The 20325-nt window shown below is 48.9% G+C and carries 17 protein-coding genes, 1 other RNA gene and 1 other annotated feature; of the genes, 3 read left to right on the top strand and 15 right to left on the bottom strand.

The genetic code is table 11. From position 1 onward, the window contains the following. Window positions 1-33: 33 nt before the first annotated feature. Genes MKY41_RS02235 through cymR form a run of 4 tightly spaced genes read right to left on the bottom strand, consistent with a single transcriptional unit; the run spans window position 34 to window position 3424 of the window. Window positions 34-690, bottom strand: coding sequence for a tetratricopeptide repeat protein (locus MKY41_RS02235; protein ID WP_340743498.1), 657 nt, complete (start codon window positions 688-690; stop codon window positions 34-36). Window positions 691-702: 12 nt separating this feature from the next. Beyond that, window positions 703-1824, bottom strand: coding sequence for a tRNA 2-thiouridine(34) synthase MnmA (gene mnmA, locus MKY41_RS02230; RefSeq protein WP_340743497.1), 1122 nt, complete (start codon window positions 1822-1824; stop codon window positions 703-705). A gap of 22 nt (window positions 1825-1846) precedes the next feature. Further along, window positions 1847-2989 (bottom strand): cysteine desulfurase family protein, encoded by a 1143-nt coding sequence (locus MKY41_RS02225; RefSeq protein WP_340743496.1) that lies wholly within the window; start codon window positions 2987-2989, stop codon window positions 1847-1849. A 15-nt stretch (window positions 2990-3004) separates the two neighbouring features. Further along, entirely contained in the window at window positions 3005-3424 is a 420-nt protein-coding gene (cymR, locus tag MKY41_RS02220) for a cysteine metabolism transcriptional regulator CymR (protein ID WP_041075304.1), read from the bottom strand. A gap of 132 nt (window positions 3425-3556) precedes the next feature. Between cymR and MKY41_RS02215 the strand changes: the two genes are divergently transcribed. Next, on the top strand, window positions 3557-4837 hold the full coding sequence (locus tag MKY41_RS02215) for a replication-associated recombination protein A (protein ID WP_340743495.1): 1281 nt from the start codon (window positions 3557-3559) through the stop codon (window positions 4835-4837). A gap of 186 nt (window positions 4838-5023) precedes the next feature. Here MKY41_RS02215 and MKY41_RS02210 read toward each other — a convergent pair whose 3' ends face one another. Together MKY41_RS02210 and MKY41_RS02205 are read right to left on the bottom strand one after the other, a co-directional pair. Next, on the bottom strand, window positions 5024-5929 hold the full coding sequence (locus tag MKY41_RS02210; RefSeq protein ID WP_340743494.1) for a chemotaxis protein: 906 nt from the start codon (window positions 5927-5929) through the stop codon (window positions 5024-5026). A gap of 155 nt (window positions 5930-6084) precedes the next feature. Beyond that, complete coding sequence (locus tag MKY41_RS02205) at window positions 6085-6861, bottom strand: DUF6612 family protein (RefSeq protein WP_340745608.1); 777 nt, start codon at window positions 6859-6861, stop codon at window positions 6085-6087. A gap of 118 nt (window positions 6862-6979) precedes the next feature. Between MKY41_RS02205 and MKY41_RS02200 the strand changes: the two genes are divergently transcribed. Then, complete coding sequence (locus tag MKY41_RS02200) at window positions 6980-7309, top strand: hypothetical protein (RefSeq protein ID WP_340743493.1); 330 nt, start codon at window positions 6980-6982, stop codon at window positions 7307-7309. Between the two features lie 106 nt (window positions 7310-7415). On the opposite strand, the gene MKY41_RS02195 is transcribed toward MKY41_RS02200, so the two are convergent. From MKY41_RS02195 to hisS, 6 genes are all read right to left on the bottom strand, one after another. Next, window positions 7416-8678: a glutamate-5-semialdehyde dehydrogenase gene (locus tag MKY41_RS02195; protein ID WP_340743492.1), complete on the bottom strand. Its 1263-nt coding sequence runs from the start codon at window positions 8676-8678 to the stop codon at window positions 7416-7418. Between the two features lie 32 nt (window positions 8679-8710). Continuing rightward, window positions 8711-9814, bottom strand: a complete 1104-nt coding sequence (proB, locus tag MKY41_RS02190) for a glutamate 5-kinase (protein WP_340743491.1) — start codon at window positions 9812-9814, stop codon at window positions 8711-8713. 422 nt (window positions 9815-10236) lie between these two features. Further along, entirely contained in the window at window positions 10237-11004 is a 768-nt protein-coding gene (locus tag MKY41_RS02185; protein ID WP_340743490.1) for a tRNA threonylcarbamoyladenosine dehydratase, read from the bottom strand. Window positions 11005-11161: 157 nt separating this feature from the next. Further along, window positions 11162-11343: non-coding RNA, 6S RNA (ssrS, locus tag MKY41_RS02180), on the bottom strand. A gap of 88 nt (window positions 11344-11431) precedes the next feature. After that, a complete protein-coding gene (gene aspS / locus MKY41_RS02175; RefSeq protein ID WP_340743489.1) occupies window positions 11432-13195 on the bottom strand; it encodes an aspartate--tRNA ligase in 1764 nt (587 codons plus the stop codon). 17 nt (window positions 13196-13212) lie between these two features. Then, window positions 13213-14484 (bottom strand): histidine--tRNA ligase, encoded by a 1272-nt coding sequence (hisS, locus tag MKY41_RS02170; RefSeq protein ID WP_340743488.1) that lies wholly within the window; start codon window positions 14482-14484, stop codon window positions 13213-13215. 207 nt (window positions 14485-14691) lie between these two features. Then, window positions 14692-14926: a binding site (T-box leader), on the bottom strand. 117 nt (window positions 14927-15043) lie between these two features. On the opposite strand from hisS, the gene MKY41_RS02165 reads away from it, so the two are divergent. After that, window positions 15044-16639, top strand: a complete 1596-nt coding sequence (locus MKY41_RS02165) for an SH3 domain-containing protein (protein ID WP_340743487.1) — start codon at window positions 15044-15046, stop codon at window positions 16637-16639. A 376-nt stretch (window positions 16640-17015) separates the two neighbouring features. Here the strand turns inward: MKY41_RS02165 and dtd are convergent, their stop codons facing one another. From dtd to MKY41_RS02150, 3 genes are all read right to left on the bottom strand, one after another. After that, window positions 17016-17456 carry a D-aminoacyl-tRNA deacylase gene (gene dtd / locus MKY41_RS02160; RefSeq protein ID WP_340743486.1) on the bottom strand — a complete coding sequence of 147 codons (441 nt, stop codon included), beginning with the start codon at window positions 17454-17456 and terminating at the stop codon, window positions 17016-17018. 15 nt (window positions 17457-17471) lie between these two features. Continuing rightward, window positions 17472-19673, bottom strand: a complete 2202-nt coding sequence (locus MKY41_RS02155; protein WP_340743485.1) for a RelA/SpoT family protein — start codon at window positions 19671-19673, stop codon at window positions 17472-17474. Window positions 19674-19809: 136 nt separating this feature from the next. Next, the gene (locus tag MKY41_RS02150; RefSeq protein ID WP_340743484.1) at window positions 19810-20322 is read right to left on the bottom strand and encodes an adenine phosphoribosyltransferase; all 513 of its coding nucleotides are present in this window, start codon (window positions 20320-20322) and stop codon (window positions 19810-19812) included. Window positions 20323-20325: the final 3 nt, after the last annotated feature.

The raw sequence follows: 20325 nt of genomic DNA, 5'->3' as shown, positions 1-20325 counted from the left end.
CATCCTGTATAGAACGCCCCAGCATCAGATGCACTATTGGTTTTGCTGAATCATGTTAAAAATATTTCGCGCTTCCATATGGTCCGGTTCGATTGTAAAGGCTTGTTCCAGATGACGGAGCGCATCCTCTTTCCGATTCGTCGAGACGGCATAGACAATGCCTAAATTGTAATGAGCATCTGCATTTTCCTCGTCCAGTTCCAGAACGAAACGAAATTCATCTGCGGCTTCAACAAACAATTCCAGCTTCGCAAGAAGGATTCCATAGGATAATCGGATTTCCAAATCCCGCGGCGCCAGTTCCGCCGCTCTTTGCAAATAAGGCAATGCCAATTTATCGTTGGATGAGCGCTCCAAGCTTTTTCCGAGCATGAAGTACGCATCCGCGTCCTCCACGCCCTGGCGAACCGCCTTCTCATACAATGTCGCTGCTTCGGCGTATCGCTCCGCATTGTAATACAGGTTTGCAAGCCCGTAATAGGCGGTCCCCGCCTCTTCGTCCAAGGTAATTGCTTTTTGGAAGAACGGCTCGGCTTTTTCGATATCCCCGAGCGATGCAAAAACATTGCCCAAGTTGATATAGCCGACCGGATCTTCAGGTCGCTCCTCCACTGCTTTCATGAAAGATTCCACTGCTTTTTCCAGCTCACCGTCCTGTAAGGCGGCGATCCCGATTTCATTGTATTTCATTACGCATTCCCCTTATCCGACATAATCGAGCTGGTGCCCATTTTTGATGACCGTATCGATTGTCCCGCCGCCGAGGCATTCTTCCCCATCATAAAAGACGACTGCTTGTCCCGGTGTAATGGCGCGTACCGGTTCAGCAAAGTGGACAAGTGCCTCTTTGTCCCCGGTCATTTCAACCGTCACTTTCGTATCCGGCTGCCGATAACGGAATTTCGCCGTGCACTCGAACGTTTCCGGCAGCTCGCGCGCTGTAGCGAAACTGATGTTGATAGCGGTCAAACTGTCCGAATAAAGTGCATCGTTATGGAAATTCTGGCCGACGAGCAGGACGTTTCGCTCAAGATCCTTTCCTAAGACGAACCAAGGATCCCCTGCCCCACCGATGCCGAGCCCATGCCGCTGCCCAATCGTATAATACATCAAGCCATCATGGCGTCCGACTGTCTTCCCTTCCATCGTCTGCATTTCCCCGGGTTGTGCCGGCAGATATTGGCCAAGGAATTCCTTGAAATTCCGTTCACCGATGAAGCAGATGCCGGTGGAATCTTTTTTCGAGGCAGTCGTCAACCCCGCTTCCTCCGCTTTTTTACGGACATCGCTCTTGTCCAAATGACCGATCGGGAACATCACTTTTTGCAGCTGCTCTTGGCTTAGTTGATTCAAAAAGTATGTCTGATCCTTATTTGTGTCTTTTCCGCGGAGCATGGCAACGCCGCCTTCCGCTTCGACGACTTGGGCATAATGGCCCGTCGCCAAATAATCAGCACCTAGGCTCATCGCGTGATCCAGGAATGCCTTGAATTTGATTTCCTTATTGCACATGACATCGGGATTCGGCGTGCGCCCTGCTTTGTATTCTTCCAGGAAGTAGGTGAACACTTTATCCCAATATTGCTTTTCAAAGTTGACGGCATAGTACGGGATGCCGATTTCGTTACAGACGCTGATAACATCCTCATAATCTTCGGTCGCAGTACAGACGCCGAATTCATCGGTGTCATCCCAGTTTTTCATGAAAATGCCGATGACGTCATACCCTTGTTCTTTTAATAGTAATGCCGCGACTGATGAATCGACGCCGCCCGACATGCCGACGACGACACGGGTATCAGCCGGAGCTTTTGAAGTTCTCATATGTTTTTCATCCTTTTTTCATTCATTTCACAAGTCGGTTTACGATATCGGCCGTTTTAACAGCCGCTTCCCGTATCGCTTCCTCATCCAGTCCCAAACCGAAGCTGAAACGGACAGCATTGCGTAATTTTGGGGAGCCTTCGCCGAACATGGCCGTCAATACATGAGACGGATCCAAGGAGCCGGCAGAACAAGCCGAACCGCTGGAAACCGCGATACCGGCCATATCCAAGTTTACAAGCAATGACTCGATATCTGTTCCAGGAAAGCTAATGTTGAGTATATGAGGCAGCTTATCTACCTCGGCTGCATTCTCTTCATACGCCACTTCTTTTTCATCCAGGATCGTTTTAAGGATCTGAGCGTAGTTCCCATACTTCTTGCGGTTGTCTTCCATGGACTCTTGTGCAATGGAAACGGCTTCCGCAAAAGCCGCAACAGCCGGTAGGTTTTCCGTGCCGGCCCTCCGTTTCCTCTCCTGTCCTCCCCCGAATAGGAGCGGGGCCGTTTTCAGCCCTTTCCGTTGATAGAGGAAACCGATCCCTTTCGGACCATTCAATTTATGAGCAGTTACGGATAACAGATCGACTCCCAGTTCATCCACATGGAGTGGTACGATTCCATAAGCTTGGACCGCATCGGTATGAAAAATCGCTTGATGATTTTTCAAAACCTCTCCGATTTCCCGGATCGGTTGGATCGTGCCCACCTCGTTATTCCCGAACATGATTGACACCAAGATCGTCTTGTCTGTCAATGCCTCCTGCACTTGCCGCACATCGATTTGCCCTTTTTCATTCACCTCTAAATAGGTGACGTCATACCCTTGTTCTTCCAATCGTTTGCATGATTCCAAAACGGCAGGATGTTCGACAGTTGTCGTGATAATATGATTGCCCGCCTCTTTCATTACGGCAGCCGTCCCAAAAATCGCTATATTGTCGGCTTCCGTCCCACCTGAAGTGAATATGATTTCGGTAGGCTGAGCATGGATGGAAGCAGCTAACACTTTCCGCGATTCATCCAGCAGTTTCCGCGCTTCCCGGCCGTAGCCATGGATGCTGGAAGGATTGCCAAATGCAGTTTCCAGCATTTCCACATACACTGCCCCGACTTTTGGATGGACCGGAGTTGTGGCCGCATGGTCTAAATAAATTGAGTTCATTTCCAATACTCCTTCTTAAATATAGAACATATAGCCGTCGCTGATCGGCTCATTCTCGGATTCCATCAGATCTCGGATTGTCGTCTTATCCAACACATCCCGGACCGCGTCCCCGATCCGCTTCCATAATTCCTGTTGAGGAATATCCGTTTCATCCAATCCTTCGACGACTTGGATTGGCCCCTCCAAAATGCGGATAACGTCACCCGCTGTAATCTCTTCTGGCTCCTTGGCCAGCATGTAGCCACCATAAGCCCCTCTGACACTTTTGACGATTCGGTTGTTCCGTAATGGTGGGATCAGTTGCTCCAAATAGGCTTCGGACAAGTTCTGCTCCTCCGCTATTTTCCGGAGCGGTACAGGTCCCTGTCCATATTTCGCCCCTAGCTCGACGACAACTGTCAATCCGTAACGTCCTTTAGTTGAAATTTTCATAATAAATCCCCCGCCCTTTTTTATGCTTTCACTTCAAAATAGTATAGCATAAGAGAGCGAAAACCTGCTGAAAATGATATTTACTAAATGAATATGTATAATGAAGGAACAGACGTACGAGGAGTGATCATATTGCATAATGAACCGTTGGCCTTTCGGATGCGGCCGAAGAATATCGATGAAATCGCCGGTCAACAGCAAATTATCGGCCCCGACACGGCCCTCTACCGGATGATCAAGAACAGCCATGTCCCTTCTATGCTACTTTACGGAGAGCCGGGAATCGGAAAGACGTCACTCGCCCATGCAATTGCCGGCACGAGCGGACTTCCCTTCATCGCATTGAATGCAACGACGTCCGGGAAGAAAGACGTCGAGGATGTCGTGGCAGAAGCGCGGATCACCGGAAAAGTCCTGCTATTTTTAGATGAAATCCACCGTTTCAATAAATTACAACAAGATACGTTATTGCCCCATGTCGAAAATGGCGCCATCACCCTCATCGGGGCAACGACTGAAAATCCATTCCATGACGTCAACCCGGCCATCCGTTCACGATGCGGGGAAATCAAACAATTATCCCGGCTGGAACCTGACGACGTATTGGGATTATTGGAACGCGCATTAGCGGATCCAGACCGTGGCTTGGGCAAGATGGAAATCGTCATTTCCGACGAACAGCTTCGGAAAATTGCGGAAGGAGTCAACGGGGACGCAAGAAAAGCGCTGACAGTCCTGGAATCTGTCGTCAATGCCAGCGATGAAGAGGACGGGAAAACGATTGTGGAAGATTGGCTCGTCGATAATCTGATCGGACGGGTCGGCCTGTTCGGGGATAAGAAAGGCTCTCATTTTTATAATCTATTATCCGCTCTCCAAAAATCGGTACGAGGGAGCGACGTCAATGCGGCCATCTTCTACCTCGCCAATCTTTTGGAAACGGGGGACCTCGTCGCGGTTTGCAGAAGGATGCTCGTCATGGCCTATGAAGATGTCGGCCTCGCTTCCCCGGAAGTAGCGCCCCGTGTCTTGGCGGCAACGGAAGCGGCCGTACGCCTCGGCATGCCAGAAGCCCGCATTCCGCTGGCCAACGCAGTCATCGAGATGTGCCTCGCGTCCAAATCGAACTCCGCCTACAAAGCAGTCGATGCGGCCATCAACGCCATACATAAAGGACAAACCGGAGATATTCCGCTGCATCTGCGGGATACTCATTACGCGGGAGCAGCTGAACTCGGGCATGCCGGTTACCAATATCCACATGACACGCCGATCGGTTCCTTCGGTGGCTGGATCGACCAGCAATATTTGCCCGACGCCATCCAAAACGTGGAGTTTTATTCCCCTGTAAATGCCGGGGAGGAAAAAAGATTGGCCGCCATTTATGACAGGCTGAAAAACTTCCGGAAATGAACAAATGTGCGCGCTGCCTGTTTATTGAGATTCGTAGTCTAAGTCTGGGGCTGGCTGACTCGCATCCTACAAAAGCATTCGAGACCTTTAGTACCTAGGGCACGCCTGATTAGGATGCTATTTACAGACTCATAAGTTAGACGAAAACAGGAGGCGTTCCGAGTTCTCGGATTGCCTCCTGTTTCCTTATAAAATATATTGATCGATCTTCAAAACGAGTTCAGCGATTTCAGGTTTACTTACCTGGTCATTTGCGCCGACGCTTTCCCCTTTATGTTTCAGATCATCCGTAATGAGAGATGAGAAAATGATGACTGGCAGAGTTGCCAAGTCTGCATTGTCCCGGATCCTTTTCGTGAAATGATGTCCATCCATTTGGGGCATCTCGATATCCGTGATCACCAATTGGACCTCGTCTGTCACTTTTTTGCCGCTTGCCACGATGCTTTCCAAATAATCCAGTGCATCTTTTCCATTTTCAAAAAACTCCAGATTGACGTATCCAGCTTCTTTTAGTGTATTGTCGAGCAATTTTCGAAGAAGCGGTGAATCCTCGGCACAAACGAGCCGTTTATCGGAGCGTTCCCGTTTGCCCAATTTTTTCACTTGATCGATCCGAATACCGGTCTCCGGGCTGATATCCAAAATGATTTTCTCGAAATCGAGCAGCAGCAACATATCGCTGCCCCGTTTGATGACGCCGATGACTTGTGAAGATTCGGCAGAGTAGATATCGGATGGTTTTTCGATTTGGTCCCACGAAATCCGATGTATCTGTGTCACATTATGAACATGGAACACGACTTGCGTCTTATTGAATGCGGCGACGATATATTTTTCATCGCTTTTGTTGGAAGACGGCGGCATGCCCAGCACTCTCTCCATATTGATGACCGGCAACACTTCCCCGCGCAGTTGGATGATGCCTTCGACGGCCGGGTTGGCATGTGGGATCGGCGTGACTTTCATCGGCATGATGATCTCTTTTACTTTGATGACATTGATGCCGTACCGGTTGTTCCCCATCTCGAATTCGATGATTTCCAACTCGTTTGTACCGCTTTCCAATAAAATATTCGTCTGCTGTGACATCGCGTTCATTCCTCTCAATTCAATTCCATTTGTACCAAAGTTACTAGGCTTAGATTATGAGAATAGACCTATTTGGTTTGATTGTATCATGTTTGCCTCTTTACACAAGATGGTAATTCTGTTCGTTTTCGTCGAAATTCGGAACTTTAAAAACTTTATTTCGTAAGGTTCCGGATTTTCTCCGGTACCTGAATCGCATCGACATCATTGAAATAGCTATAGGTCGCATTGACTTTATGTCGTGTCCGGTGAGAGTCACGGCCGACATAAGTGGTTGTATCGGTCAACATTTTGAAATCCGTCACAAAAAAGGTATTGCGGTCCACTACAATTTCAAAATCCAGCCGTTCCACTAATAGAAACGCCTTGTCATCTTGAAATGCCCCGCCATATTCTGGCCCCAGCTGCTGGCTGAACTGCTCGAATTGATCTTTCGTCATAGTCAACGTCAGTGCATATCCATAATCGGCCGGTTCCAATTCAAACTCATCCTTGAAGTTTTCGAATAAAGAAAGATCCATTGCCGGATTGATATATCGATAGATCGACCCGAATGTCTCCGTCAAAAGGAAAGGGACTTCTTCCCACTCCGACTCCTTCCCGTCCTTACCGAATAGACGATCATCAATGCGGTATAATTCCACATCCCCCGGTTCGGTTCCAGTTTGTGAAATACGGACAATTTGATGAAGGAGGGACGGCTGAGAAGTGTAAACTGATTGGATGTCATATTTTGTTGTTTTTTTCTGTTCCGGATCGACTGGCGCCGATAGATTTTCGATGGCAAAATGGGCTTGGACATCCTTCAGATCGCTGGAAGCCTCCATTGATTTTTCAAAGACATCTTTCGCGGTCAAGCTTTTGTTGGCTTTCACTTGAGTGCATCCCGCCACTGCGAGAAGAAGCACTCCAAGCATCATGAACTTGAGCATACTTTTCAATTTGAAACTTCCTTTCTACGAACAATACACTCATTTTACTTTATTTTAAAACCGATGTCACGGTGAGGTTGTTTATTGACGGATACTCCGGATGTGTTAGGGGCGATTTATGGAAATATACATAGCCAACAAGCCGTTGCTTTCCGTTTCAAATTTTGTTTGCGACGTAAGCGCAGTGACAGAAGAAGGCGGACGCTTTCCGCGGGGCGCGGGTGAGTCAATCGAACTGCGAAGGGTTCGATTTGCCGTGTTTCTGCGTATTTTGCAGAAATTAAGGCATCCTTCTTTTTCAAACTACACCTTTTATGGAAACAAAGGCTGCTGCCAAACGCTTCGCTTTTTGGCGCAAAAGCCGTTCTCCGTAACGGCTTTTCCTGCGGAGTCTCACCATTCGTGCTTCACCCCGCAGGAGTCGCCGCCTTCCACTCCAAGCAACTAAGAGTTCGAATACAAATCATTTGTTCATTCTATATAGAAAAAAGCACAAAAAAACCCCTTCCCGTCAATCGTGACGGTGAAGGGGCAATCGAACAAGTATATGAATCTTACCCTCGGACTTGGCCGGTGCCGGTGATGACAAACTTGCTGGATGTCAATGCGTTTAGCCCCATTGGTCCGCGGGCATGCAGTTTCTGGGTGCTGATGCCGATTTCCGCGCCATATCCAAATTCGAATCCATCGGTAAAGCGCGTGGACGCATTGTGATAGACCGCTGCCGCGTCTACGCGGTTCAGGAAGGCCGCGGCTGTCGCTTCGTCATCCGTGATGATTGCTTCGGAATGTTTCGTGCCGTATTGGTGGATATGGTCGATTGCTTCAAAGACATCGCCCACACATTTGATGCGGACGGACAACCCTAAAAATTCGAAAGCCCAATCCGTCTCCTCCACACTTTTCACGTCCGGGCATGCTTGACGGACTGTTTCATCGCCATATACTTCCACACCTTTTTCCTGAAGCGCAGAAACAAGTGCCTTGCCGTGGTTTGTGAACCATTTGTTATGAACGAGTACGGTTTCAATTGCATTACATACAGATGGACGCTGAGTTTTGGCATTTAACACGATCGTTTCCGCCATATTTTGCTGAGCCGCTTCGTCTACGTAAATATGACAGTTTCCCGCCCCTGTTTCGATGACAGGCACTGTCGATTCCCGGATGACCGTCTCGATCAGCTGTTTTCCTCCTCGTGGAATCAGGACATCCAGATATTCGTTTAACTGGAACAATTCCTTCGCCGTTTCCCGGCTAGTGTCCTCCAGCAATTGGATGGCATCCGTTGGAATTTCGCTTTGTGCCAAGGCCGTATGGATCGATCGGACCAACGCCTGATTGGAATATTTCGCGGATGAACTTCCACGCAAAATCACTGCGTTTCCAGTTTTTAATGCAAGTGTCGCCGCATCGACAGTCACGTTCGGACGAGCCTCGTAGATCATGCCGATCACTCCAAGAGGAACCCGTTTCTTTTCGATGTTCAACCCGTTTTCCTTCGTAATCTTCTCCAATGTTTCCCCGATCGGATCCTTCAGATCAATTAGTAACCGGATGGCATCCGACATATCTTGGATACGTTGTTCATTCAATAAAATCCGATCCAAGACAGCATCCGTCAAACCTGCCGCCCGCCCGTCCAGCAAATCTTTCTTATTTTCCGCAAGCAAGAGTTCCTGGTCTTTCAGCAATTGCCCGGCAATCAATTCCAATGCCCTATTCTTTTCTTCCGTGGATACATCGACCATGACATAACTTGCTTCCTTGGCCGCTTTCCCTTTCAATTGAACTTCGCTTACTATGACTGCACTCATTATTATCCCTCCATATTCTTTTCAACTAACCCTTACATCTGGGGAACCCAGCGATCCCTATGAATCACTTCAATTGTCGGGGAAAGTACATCCCCCAATCGTTCCCGATTCCGTTTTTCAATCGTTTCCTTCAATTCATCGGATGAATACGTGACGACCCCTTTTCCAAGCAAGCCGCCTACTCCATACACTTCAACGACATCTCCTTTTTGGAAAGTGCCTTTCACCTTGAAGACACCGGCCGGCAGCAAGCTTTTTCCGTTGCAAAGGATAGCGTCTTCTGCACCCTGATCGACGAATAATTTCCCCGCCGACTCGGAGTGGAGTGCAATCCATTGCCGACTTGTATTGATTGTCGCATTGGCAGGATTGGAGATATACGTCCCATCCCCTTTTCCATCTAGTATTTCGATTAATTTTTCCGGACCGCTGCCGGTTCCTATGAAAATCGGAACTCCGAGGGAATGAGCTGTTCTAGCGGCGAGCAATTTCGACCGCATGCCGCCCGTCCCCACTTTCGAGCCGTTTTCATCAGCCCCCGCCAACAAGGCTTCGGAAATATCATCCAAAATGTCGTATCGCTGCGCGAGCGGATTCGTCCGGGGGTTCGCACTATAGATCCCGTTGATATCCGTTAAGATGATGAGCTGATCGGCATGAAGGAACCCGCTCACGAGCGCAGACAGCATATCATTGTCCCCGAATGTCAACTCATCGACCGAAACAGTGTCATTTTCATTAATGATCGGAATCATTCCCCGTTCCAACAATTCCGTCATCGTCGCAAAAGCATTCCGGTATCTTTCCCGGTTGGCGAAATCGCTCCTCGTCAATAAAATCTGGGCGGGAACGAGTCTGTAAGGCCGGAATTTTTCGATATAGGATTGTACAAGAAGGCTTTGCCCGACTGCCGCTGCCGCCTGCCGCCCTTTAAGGGTAACCGGTCTGGCCGGGTATCCGAGCGCCGCAAAGCCTGCCGCTACAGCACCTGACGAGACAACGATCACTTCATGTCCCGCCTGGCGCAGCGCCGCCAAAGCTTGGATATGATCATCAAACTTCGTGTTATCGATCTCTCCCCTATCATTCGTTAACGAACTGCTTCCTATTTTTACGACAACCCGTTGTTTACTCATCTCACTATCCCCTACCATATACCTAATAATAATATCTAATAATAAAAAAAGCCCATCCGTCCTGAATTGATCAGGACGAAAGAGCTTTACTTCCGCGGTACCACCATCATTGGATGCGCCAAAACGATGCATCCCCCTTGCTCCCGTTAACGTCGGGAATCACGCCTATGTTTTGCATAGGACTCCGAAGGCAGGTTCTGCAGATTGGCAGTGACGGAATCTTCCAGCTCATAAATCCCGCTCTCTGACACGCCATTTGTCCACATACTAGCCCTTCGTCTTCGTTCTTCTCAGCATTGCTGCTGGACTATTCTTTATTTTACTACATCATACATCAGAAGTTGGAATTGTCAAGAGCCTTCCTCAATGACATGAATAGAGTCCCTCACGTTTTATATGCAAGGTTTACATAATAATATTATTTATGCTTTATCTTTCACACGCTCAATATGAAGATCTTTCACGATATCATTCATAACCCAGCTCGCGCAGACAAGGCCGGCAACCGATGGAACGAACGCATTGGAAGCAGGCGGCATTTTTGCTTTCCGAATGGCTGCATCCGGCTTTCCGACCGTTTGAACGACGTCTTCGCGGACGACAATCGGACTTTCATCCGAAAACACGACAGGAACCCCTTTTCGGATACCGGCCTTCCGCAATTTAAGCCGGATCACTTTGGCAATCGGATCGGTATGAGTCTTGGAAATATCCGCAATCCGGAAACGGGTCGGATCCAATTTGTTCGCAGCGCCCATACTGGAAATGATTTTAACTCCACGCGCCACACATTGGGTAATGAGGTGGATTTTATAGCTGATCGTATCGGAGGCGTCAATGACATAGTCCGGCTTATAGCTGAAAAACTCGTCTGCCGTCTCTTCCGTGTAAAACATATGAAGGTCAATCACTTCGCACTCCGGATTAATATCGGCGATTCGTTCCTTCATAACTTCTGACTTGGAACGGCCAACTGTGGAAAGGTAAGCAACGAGCTGGCGATTGACATTCGTAATATCGACATCATCTTTATCGACGAGGATAATCCGGCCGATCCCACTCCTAGCACAGGCTTCGGCGGCAAACGAGCCAACTCCGCCGACACCGAGAATGGCGACGGTCGTTTCTTTCATGCGCCGGACTCCTTCGGTCCCGATAGCTAATTCATTTCTCGAAAATTGATGTAACAACTTGTATCCACCTCTCATTTTTTATGCCAGGCACGCAAATAAACCAGAATCTTCCGAATAGTTTTGGTGCCTGGCACCATTTTCACTTTTTCCCATTAAAAAGCCCCTCCGCGAACAGAGGGGCTATCATGTTTAACATTATAAATGAAGAATAAAGGCAAATCCCGAATGTGCCGTCTTTGAAGTATCGTTTTGAACCCGCACTCAGCAGGTGGGTGTCCTATCCGATTCTTCTGACGTCCCAGTGATGGGCATGTCATCTTAACCGGAATGCAGACTCCCGACGATTAAGATGTTCGGTCAAAACTGATTAGCAAATGACGAACACTTCAGGATTTGTATTATCTGTATCCTATCATATATCCAAATTCGATTCAACATTTTTACTAGAAGGTTTTTTTGTGGCAGTCTTCAAATTTCGACAAAATCATTTCTTCTTCGATGCGATTTGGATACCGAGTTCTGCAAGTTGTGCAGGATCGACTGCATCCGGAGCGGCTGTAAGCAGATCACTGGCACTTGCGGTTTTCGGGAATGCGATCGTATCCCGCAAGTTTGTTGAACCTGCCAAAATCATGACAATCCGGTCCAGACCGAAAGCGATTCCGCCGTGTGGAGGTGTCCCGTAGTCAAAAGCATCAAGAAGGAATCCGAATTGCTCTCTTGCTTGTTCGTCCGAGAAGCCGAGCGCATTGAACATTTTCTCTTGGACATCCCGTTCATAGATCCGGAGCGATCCGCCGCCCAGCTCATAGCCGTTCAATACAAGGTCATAAGCTTGCGCTTTGACAGTTTCCGGGCTATTCACAAGTTCGTCGACGTCGGAAGGTCTCGTGAATGGATGGTGCGCCGCATAATAGCGGCCATCTTCCTCGTCGTATTCGAATAACGGCCAGTCCGTAATCCATAGGAAATCAAATGTGGATTCATCAATCAAACCGAGCTCTTTACCGAATTTCAAACGAAGGGCTCCAAGGGCATCCGCGACAACCGATTTCTTATCCGCTACGAATAGCAGGAGATCCCCCGCTTCTGCTTCTGCCGCTGAACGCAATGCTTCCCCTTCTTCCCCTTGGAAGAACTTCGCGATCGGCCCTTTCATCCCTTCTTCGTCAACTTTCAACCAAGCTAACCCTTTCGCTCCATACACGGCGGCGTACTCGGCAAATCCGTCGATTTCCTTCCGGGTGTAGCGATCCGCCGCCCCCTTCACGTTGATCAGCTTTACTTGACCACCTGCTTCGATTGCGTTGGCGAACACTTTCATCTCAGTTTCTTTTACCACTTCTGAGACGTCAATCAATTCCAGGCCGAAACGTGTATCCGGCTTGTCGGAACCGTACCGAGCCATCGCTTCATCATAAGGCAGTCGTTTGAACGGGATTTCAATATCGATCCCTTTCACATCTTTCATGATTTTCTGCATGAGACGTTCGTTCATTTCCAAGATTTCTTCCATCGACAGGAAGCTCATCTCCATATCGATTTGAGTGAATTCCGGCTGACGGTCGGCACGGAGGTCTTCATCCCGGAAACAGCGTGCGATTTGATAATAACGGTCAAATCCCGAAACCATCAGCAATTGCTTGAACAATTGCGGGGATTGCGGAAGCGCATAAAATTCCCCTTCATGCACACGACTTGGTACGAGATAGTCACGTGCGCCTTCCGGAGTCGATTTGGTCAAAATCGGGGTTTCCACTTCCAGGAACCCTTCGTCATCCAAGAAATTGCGTACTGTTTTGGTAATGTCAGAGCGCATTTTGAAAGTCTTCGCTAATTGAGGACGGCGCAAATCAAGATACCGGTATTTCAAACGGGTTTCTTCGCCCACATCAGTTTCGTCTTCAATCATGAACGGCGGGTTTTTCGCTTCATTGATAATGTGCAGCTCTGTCACCTGAATTTCGATTTCCCCAGTTTCCAAGTTCGGGTTCTTTGTTTCCTCTTCCCGCTCGATGACCTTGCCTGTCAACTCGACGACATATTCATTTCGAAGCTTATCTGCAATTGCATGGGCCTCTTCGGAGAAGTCCGGATTGAATACTGCTTGAACGATTCCTGTCCGGTCCCGGACATCGACGAAAATGAGTCCGCCCAGGTCCCGACGTCTTTGCACCCAACCTTTCAATGTCACTTTTTCTCCAATTTGTTGTTCCGATAATTTACCGCAATAATGTGTTCGTTGCATTGCTCGTTCCGCCTCTCTTAGTTCAACTTCTCTTGTAGCATTGTCAAAATATCAGCCTGGGCCACTTTCTCTTGTGTGCCTTCCGCCATGTTTTTCATTTGGACCACTTTTTCTGCGACTTCGTCTTCCCCGATGACGAGGACAATCTTTGCGTCCAGCCGATCCGCCGACTTCATCTGTGCTTTCATTTTCCGGTCCATGTAATCCATATCCGAACGGATTCCTGCTGCGCGCAATTCACAGAGCAAGTTGAATCCCGGATGGCGTGCTGCATCGCCAAGCGTGACGATATAGACATCCAGTTTGGATGGATCTTCGAACGCGACCCCTTCCGCTTCCATCGCCAGGAGAAGGCGCTCGATGCTCATCGCAAAGCCGATCCCCGGCGCGGACGGCCCGCCGATTTCCTCAGCCAATCCGTTGTACCGGCCCCCGCCACATAATGTCGTGATGGCGCCGAACCCTTCGGATGTGCTCATGATTTCAAATGCCGTATGATTATAATAATCAAGGCCCCGCACCAAGTTTGCATCCACTTCATAGTCGATTCCGGCGTCTTTCAAATAGCTTTTCACCGCTTCAAAATAACGGATGGACTCCTCATTCAAATAATCCGCTAAAGATGGGGCACTTGCCATCAATGGATGTTTGCTGTCCACTTTGCAATCGAGGATGCGGAGCGGATTCTTCTCTAATCTTGATTGGCAATCCGCGCAGAACTCGCCGATATGCGGCTCAAAATGCGAGACAAGCGCTTTCCGGTGTCCCGCTCGACATTCCGTGTCGCCAAGCGAATTGATGACGAGCTTCAACTTCGTCAATCCGGCCCGCTTGTAGACATCCATCGCTAGAGCGATCAATTCGGCATCGATGGCAGGGTCTGCACTGCCGATCGCCTCCGCGCCAAATTGGACGAACTGCCGGTAGCGGCCAGCCTGTTGACGCTCATAGCGGAACATCGGCCCTGTGTAATAAAGCTTGACCGGCTGGTCGGGGTAACCGAACATTTTGTTCTCCACAAAGGAGCGGACGACAGGTGCAGTCCCTTCCGGCCGAAGTGTTAGCGAACGTTTCCCTTTATCCTCAAACGTGTACATCTCTTTTTGGACGACATCGGTCGTGTCGCCGACGAGCCGCTGAAAAAGTTCCGTCTGCTCAAAAATCGGCGTCCGGATTTCCTTATAGCGATATACGTCGCATAATTCGTCGATGACTTGCTCGACTTGCTGCCATTTCCACGATTCGGAAGGCAAGATGTCTTGCGTTCCTCTTGGCACTTTGAAATTCATCACTGTTTCCCCTTTCACGAGATCGACTTCAGGTAGAATTACATCAATCACGCCTCGGCGTGATTTCGTCCGGAGGCTTTGGGCCAACAGGAAGTTGGTCACTCAGACGTTGACGCAGGATGCGGCGGTTTTAGTCTGAGTTCCCCTATTCAACGGGATTTTGAACTCCCGCTGAATAAAGATAAAAAAAGCCCTCCTCCCTTGATAACAAGGGACGAGAGCTTTCGTTAGCTTCCGCGGTTCCACCCAAATTGACGCAATGATGCGCCCACTCTGAATCCGGATAACGGCCGGTTCCGTCTACACCTACTGAATCGGTCTCGTTCAGTGCAGAGCCTCGGTGGTGTTGTTCGTCATAACGTTCTGTAGGCGGGATTTCAGCCACGTCCTGCCCTCTCTTGTCAGCCCTGTTTATGAGTACTCTCCACTTCAACGGCAATAATAAATAGTATAACTGGTATCATCTTAATGATTCCTTGTGAAAGTGTCAACCTTTTTGGATTAATTGTAGTTTTTTCTGCCAGAACAATTTAAGATGGAAGGAAAGGAAGGTGATACTTTGTCGAAAACGAGCAAACGGATCATCCCGTTCACGATTCTCTTCAGTTTGCTGCTGTTTGTGCAATCCATACAGGCAAATGAAAACGAAGTCATTGTGGACGCCCCTTCATTGCATATCCGCTCAGGACCTGGACTGACCTACGATGTGATCGGTTCATTAAAAAAAGGCGATCGGGTGAAGATCCACTCCTCATCTGACGATTGGTATGAAATCAGCATCGGAAATGGTAACGGATGGATCGCCTCTTGGCTGACAGTTCCGGAAAATCATTCATCTGCTGAACAGACAACTATTGTTTCGCAAGTGGATGGCTTGAATGTCCGTACGGGCCCTTCCGTAGAATCGGCAGTTCTCGGACGATTGGAAGCAGGAGATGAAGGGATTCGAATCGACCAAGACGGCAACTGGGCAAAAATTGTAGCCAATGGCTTGGAAGGCTGGGTTCATACGGATTACATAACGGAAGCCAGTCCCCAACCGAAAGAGAACGCCGCTGATCCAGACGAAGGAACAGCAGAAGAACCGGAACCCGCTCCGTCAAAGGTTCCATCTGCCTCCAAAGAAATCCAGCCCGATACATACCTAGTTTCGGTCAATGCCCTCCATGTACGAAAAAAAGCAGATCAGTCTTCCAAGCAGATCGGCACAATTCAGCGGGGCGAAACTTACGCCATCAAGGAAATCCAGGGGAACTGGGTCCGGATTGTGCTTGATAAGAAGAAGGAAGGCTGGGTCTATTCATTCCATGGAACATTGCTAGCTTCCGAGACGGAAACTCATTCAACAGAAGATTCGGATGGTGCCGGCGGAGCCATGGTGACGATTTTGACAAACGGCACAAATATCCGGCAAGCGGCCACCACTTCTTCGGAGATTGTCAGACGGGCGGATGCCGGAGAGAAATTCCGCATTCTGGAAGAAAAGGACAATTGGTATACGATCGAGTTACCCGCGGGTGAGTCCGCCTATGTCGCTAACTGGGTCGTTTCAACAGATGAAGAACGGACCATCGCCGAAAACACTGGGAAGAAAAAAGCCGAGCGCGTGCCCGGTACGTTGAAAGGGCTCACCATCGTCATCGATCCGGGGCACGGAGGGAATGACAGAGGAACGACAGGCGCGCGGGGAACCGATGAGAAAGGGCTCACCATGCTGACATCCGAACTGTTGGCGGCGAAATTGAAAGCCGCTGGAGCCGATGTCATCATGACAAGGGAGGCGGATACCTACGTCTCGCTCCGGAAAAGGGTGGCCGTCAGCCATCAGCATGAGGCGGATGCCTTCATCAGTATCCATTATGACGCCAACCCCGATGCATCCATCCACGGGTTCACCACCTACTACACCCGTTCGGCCCATCAAGAATTGGCTGCAACGGTGAACGAAGGACTGGCGTCCACTGTGCCGTTGCGGGATCGCGGAGCCCAACCAGGAAATTTCCTCGTCCTGCGCGAAAATCGACAAAATGCCATATTAATCGAGCTTGGCTTCCTGTCGAATCCGAACGAGGAGCGGATCGTCACTTCCGACCTATTCCGCGAGCAAGCAACACACGGGATTTACAAAGGACTGCTTGAATATTTTAATGAATAATGATGGATTTGGTTGGGCGGAGATGGGGCTTGGGGGAAGTCCAGGTGTGTGGATGCTGGGGCGTCGGACTTTTAAGCGTGAGGCCAACTGTTATGAGCGCGGGCTCGTACTTATAAGCGGGAGACGGGATGTTATGGGCTCGGGACACGGATCCATGAGCGTGAGGCCGGATGTTATGAGTGCGGAACGCGGATTTTATAAGCGCATGACAGGATGTTATGAGCGTAGGGGCAAGAAGTTTATGAGTGTGAAAAAATTATGCAGCCGAACCACCGCAGTATGACGCTTTACACAAGCCATGCACCGACCCCAACACCCCATCGACATAAAAAGGTTGTTTCATCGGTCCTGTAGCGGACTGGTGAAACAACCCTTTTCATTTTGATTCTACGATAATTGTTACAGGACCATCGTTTAGCAGTTCGACGTCCATCATGGCGCCGAAAACGCCGGTTTCTACCTTCAAGCCTTCCTCCCGCACCCGATCGTTGAAATAATGCCAGAGCGGTTCGGCTTGCTCCGGGCGGGCCGCCTCGATGAAACTGGGACGCCGCCCTTTTCTCACATCCCCGTACAAGGTGAACTGGGAGACGGATAGGATGGCGCCGTCCACTTCCTCGATAGAGCGGTTCATTTTCCCCTCTTCATCTTCCCATAGACGGAGGCCCGCTATTTTCTTCGCGACATACTCCATATCCGCTTCCGTATCCGAATGGGTGATGCCGACGAGCAGGACATATCCCTTTTCAATTGAACCGGTCACTTCCCCGTCAACGCGGACGGTTGCCGGACCGGACCTTTGCAACACGACTCTCACTATTTCTACCTCCGATCAGTTAATGACCCGTTGCACGGAATAAATATCCGGGATTTGCTTAATCCTGTCCACGATCCGATACAAATGGGTAATATCCGTGATCTTGATGGTCATATGAATCCTGGCGATTTTATCCTTATCGGCCTTGCCGCTCACGGCGACAATCGGCGTCTTCGTATCCGCCACGACCATCATCACTTCATTCAGCAAGCCTTGTCGGTCAAACGCGGAAATCTCGATGTCGACATGGAATTCTTTCTTGACGTTCGATTGACCGAGCGCCCATTCAACGTCGATCAGCCGATCGCTGTCCTCTTCCTCTTCCGCGTGAATGTTGGGACAATCCGTCCGGTGCACGGACACACCCCGTCCTTTTGTAATGAACCCGACAATGGAATCGCCTGGGACCGGGTTGCAGCACTTCGACAATCGGATAAGCAAGTTATCGATTCCTTTAACAATGACCCCCGATTCTGTCGTTTTTTGGTGTTGCGGGGATTTCATGTCGGAAACGATTTTATCGATTGTATCTTGCTCTTCCCGTTTTCTCCGGATTTTCTCCGCCATCCGGTTTACGACTTGCTGTGCCGTGACGCCATTAAAGCCTACAGCGGCGTACATATCTTCTTCCGAGGTGAAGCTGAACTTTTCAATCGCCCGATTCATATTCTCCGGCGTCAAAATTTCTTTTATGTCGTAATCTTGCGCTTTGATTTCTCTTTCAATCAATTCTCGGCCTTTATTAATATTTTCTTCTCGCAGCTGCTTCTTAAAGTATTGCCTGATTTTATTTTTCGCTTGAGACGTATTTGCGATCTTCAACCAATCCCGGCTTGGTCCGAAAGATTGATTGGAAGTTAATATTTCGACAATATCCCCTGTATGTAGCTCGGTATCTAGCGGTACGATTTTTCCGTTCACCTTCGCCCCGATTGTCCGGTTGCCGACTTCCGAGTGGACGCGATAGGCAAAGTCGATTGTCACGGAACTGGCCGGCAGTTCGATGACATCCCCATCCGGCGTGAACACGTAGACCATATCGGAAAATAAATCGAATTTCAACGATTCCATGAACTCTTCGGCATTGGAAGATTCGTTTTGGAACTCGAGAATTTCCCGGAACCATGTCAGTTTCGAATCGATATCGCTTGGATTTCTATTTGTGGACTTTCCTTCTTTATAGGCCCAATGTGCCGCCACACCGAACTCGGAAATTTTGTGCATCTCTTCCGTCCGAATCTGGACTTCCAACGGATCCCCTGCTGGACCGACAACAGTCGTATGGATCGATTGGTATAAGTTTTGCTTGGGCATGGCGATGTAATCTTTGAATCTTCCGGGCATCGGTTTCCAAAGTGTATGAATGATGCCTAAGACGGCATAGCAGTCCTTGATGCTGGAAACGAGGATCCGCACAGCGAGCAAATCATAAATCTCGTTGAACTCTTTTTGTTGCATCGCCATTTTTCTGTAAATGGAATAAAGGTGTTTCGGGCGTCCTGAAATATCGGCTTCGATTCCAACAGTTTTGATTTCGGAGCGGATCGTATCCATGACATCTTCCAAGTACTTTTCCCTTTCCACCCGTTTCCTCTTCATCAGGTTCACAATGCGGTAATATTGCTGCGGTTTCAAATAACGGAGTGCGATATCTTCCAATTCCCATTTGATCGCTGAGATTCCTAGTCGATGGGCTAATGGAGCGAAAATCTCGAGCGTTTCCGCCGCAACACGCCGCTGTTTCTCTTCCGACACATGCTTCAGCGTCCGCATATTGTGGAGCCGGTCCGCTAATTTGATCAAAATGACACGGATGTCTTGAGCCATCGCGACAAACATTTTCCGATGGTTTTCCGCCTGTTTCTCTTCTTTCGATTTATATTTCAATTTTTCCAGCTTGGTCACGCCGTCCACGAGCAGTGCGACTTCTTCCCCGAATTCCCGGATGATGTCTTCCCTGCTGACGCTCGTATCCTCTACGACATCATGGAGGAACCCGGCCGCGACCGTTTCAGGATCCATTTGCAATTCAGCTAGAATGCCCGCCACCTGGACGGGATGGAGAATATACGGTTCTCCTGAACTTCTAAATTGCCCTTCGTGTGCAGACTTAGCGGCTTCATATGCTTTCTTGACAAATTCGACGTGTTCTTCGTTCATATAAGAGGAGACCAACTCAAATATGTCGTCCGCTGTCATGTCACGATTTTTCGCCATTCTTCTACCCCTTTCGAACCGTTACGCAAAAAAATGATAATATTCTTATTGTATGTGTAATACTAGCCGAATGTAAAGAGTCCATGTATAGAAAAATCCTCCGTTGTTTCCACGGAGGACTAAGTATTGTCAATTTTTAATATGTGATTAACGCTCGTGAATTGTAACCTTGCAGTTTTTCACGCCCGTTCAAATAGGACAGTTCGATGATGAATGCGCAGCCAGCCACGATGCCGCCCAATTTCTCCACCAATTGGATAGTCGCGCCGACTGTCCCGCCGGTTGCCAGCAAATCATCAACAATCAAGACACGCTGACCCGGTTGGATGGCATCTTTATGGATTGTCAACGTATCTTTTCCATATTCCAGATCATATTCCACTGCGATGGTTTCGCGAGGCAATTTGCCAGGCTTGCGGACTGGAGCAAAGCCGACTTCCAACGCGTACGCTACCGGACAACCGATGATAAAGCCCCTTGCTTCCGGCCCCACGATGATGTCCGTCCCTACCTCTTTCGCATACTTGACGATTTCATCCGTAGCGTATTTATAAGCTTTACCATTATCCATAATCGTCGAGATATCTTTAAAGCTGATCCCTTCTTTTGGATAATCCGGGACAATCGTTACATATTGTTTCAAATCCATCAA

This window comes from Sporosarcina sp. FSL W7-1349, from assembly GCF_038003045.1.
Taxonomy (GTDB): Bacteria; Bacillota; Bacilli; order Bacillales_A; family Planococcaceae; genus Sporosarcina.
The sequence above is the reverse complement of the archived record's forward strand: the minus strand, read 5'-3'. Positions and strand labels throughout refer to the sequence as shown.

Bases quoted from the DNA above. Each gene is read 5' to 3' on its own strand.
- MKY41_RS02150 (WP_340743484.1), bottom strand. From the start codon at position 20,322: ATGGATTTGAAACAATATGTAACGATTGTCCCGGATTATCCAAAAGAA.
- MKY41_RS02205 (WP_340745608.1), bottom strand. From the start codon at position 6,861: ATGCTCAAGTTCATGATGCTTGGAGTGCTTCTTCTCGCAGTGGCGGGA.
- MKY41_RS02210 (WP_340743494.1), bottom strand. From the start codon at position 5,929: ATGTCACAGCAGACGAATATTTTATTGGAAAGCGGTACAAACGAGTTG.
- MKY41_RS02200 (WP_340743493.1), top strand. From the start codon at position 6,980: ATGGAAATATACATAGCCAACAAGCCGTTGCTTTCCGTTTCAAATTTT.
- proB (WP_340743491.1), bottom strand. From the start codon at position 9,814: ATGAGTAAACAACGGGTTGTCGTAAAAATAGGAAGCAGTTCGTTAACG.
- aspS (WP_340743489.1), bottom strand. From the start codon at position 13,195: ATGCAACGAACACATTATTGCGGTAAATTATCGGAACAACAAATTGGA.
- mnmA (WP_340743497.1), bottom strand. From the start codon at position 1,824: ATGAGAACTTCAAAAGCTCCGGCTGATACCCGTGTCGTCGTCGGCATG.
- hisS (WP_340743488.1), bottom strand. From the start codon at position 14,484: ATGAATTTCAAAGTGCCAAGAGGAACGCAAGACATCTTGCCTTCCGAA.
- cymR (WP_041075304.1), bottom strand. From the start codon at position 3,424: ATGAAAATTTCAACTAAAGGACGTTACGGATTGACAGTTGTCGTCGAG.
- MKY41_RS02195 (WP_340743492.1), bottom strand. From the start codon at position 8,678: ATGAGTGCAGTCATAGTAAGCGAAGTTCAATTGAAAGGGAAAGCGGCC.
- MKY41_RS02225 (WP_340743496.1), bottom strand. From the start codon at position 2,989: ATGAACTCAATTTATTTAGACCATGCGGCCACAACTCCGGTCCATCCA.
- MKY41_RS02155 (WP_340743485.1), bottom strand. From the start codon at position 19,673: ATGGCGAAAAATCGTGACATGACAGCGGACGACATATTTGAGTTGGTC.
- MKY41_RS02235 (WP_340743498.1), bottom strand. From the start codon at position 690: ATGAAATACAATGAAATCGGGATCGCCGCCTTACAGGACGGTGAGCTG.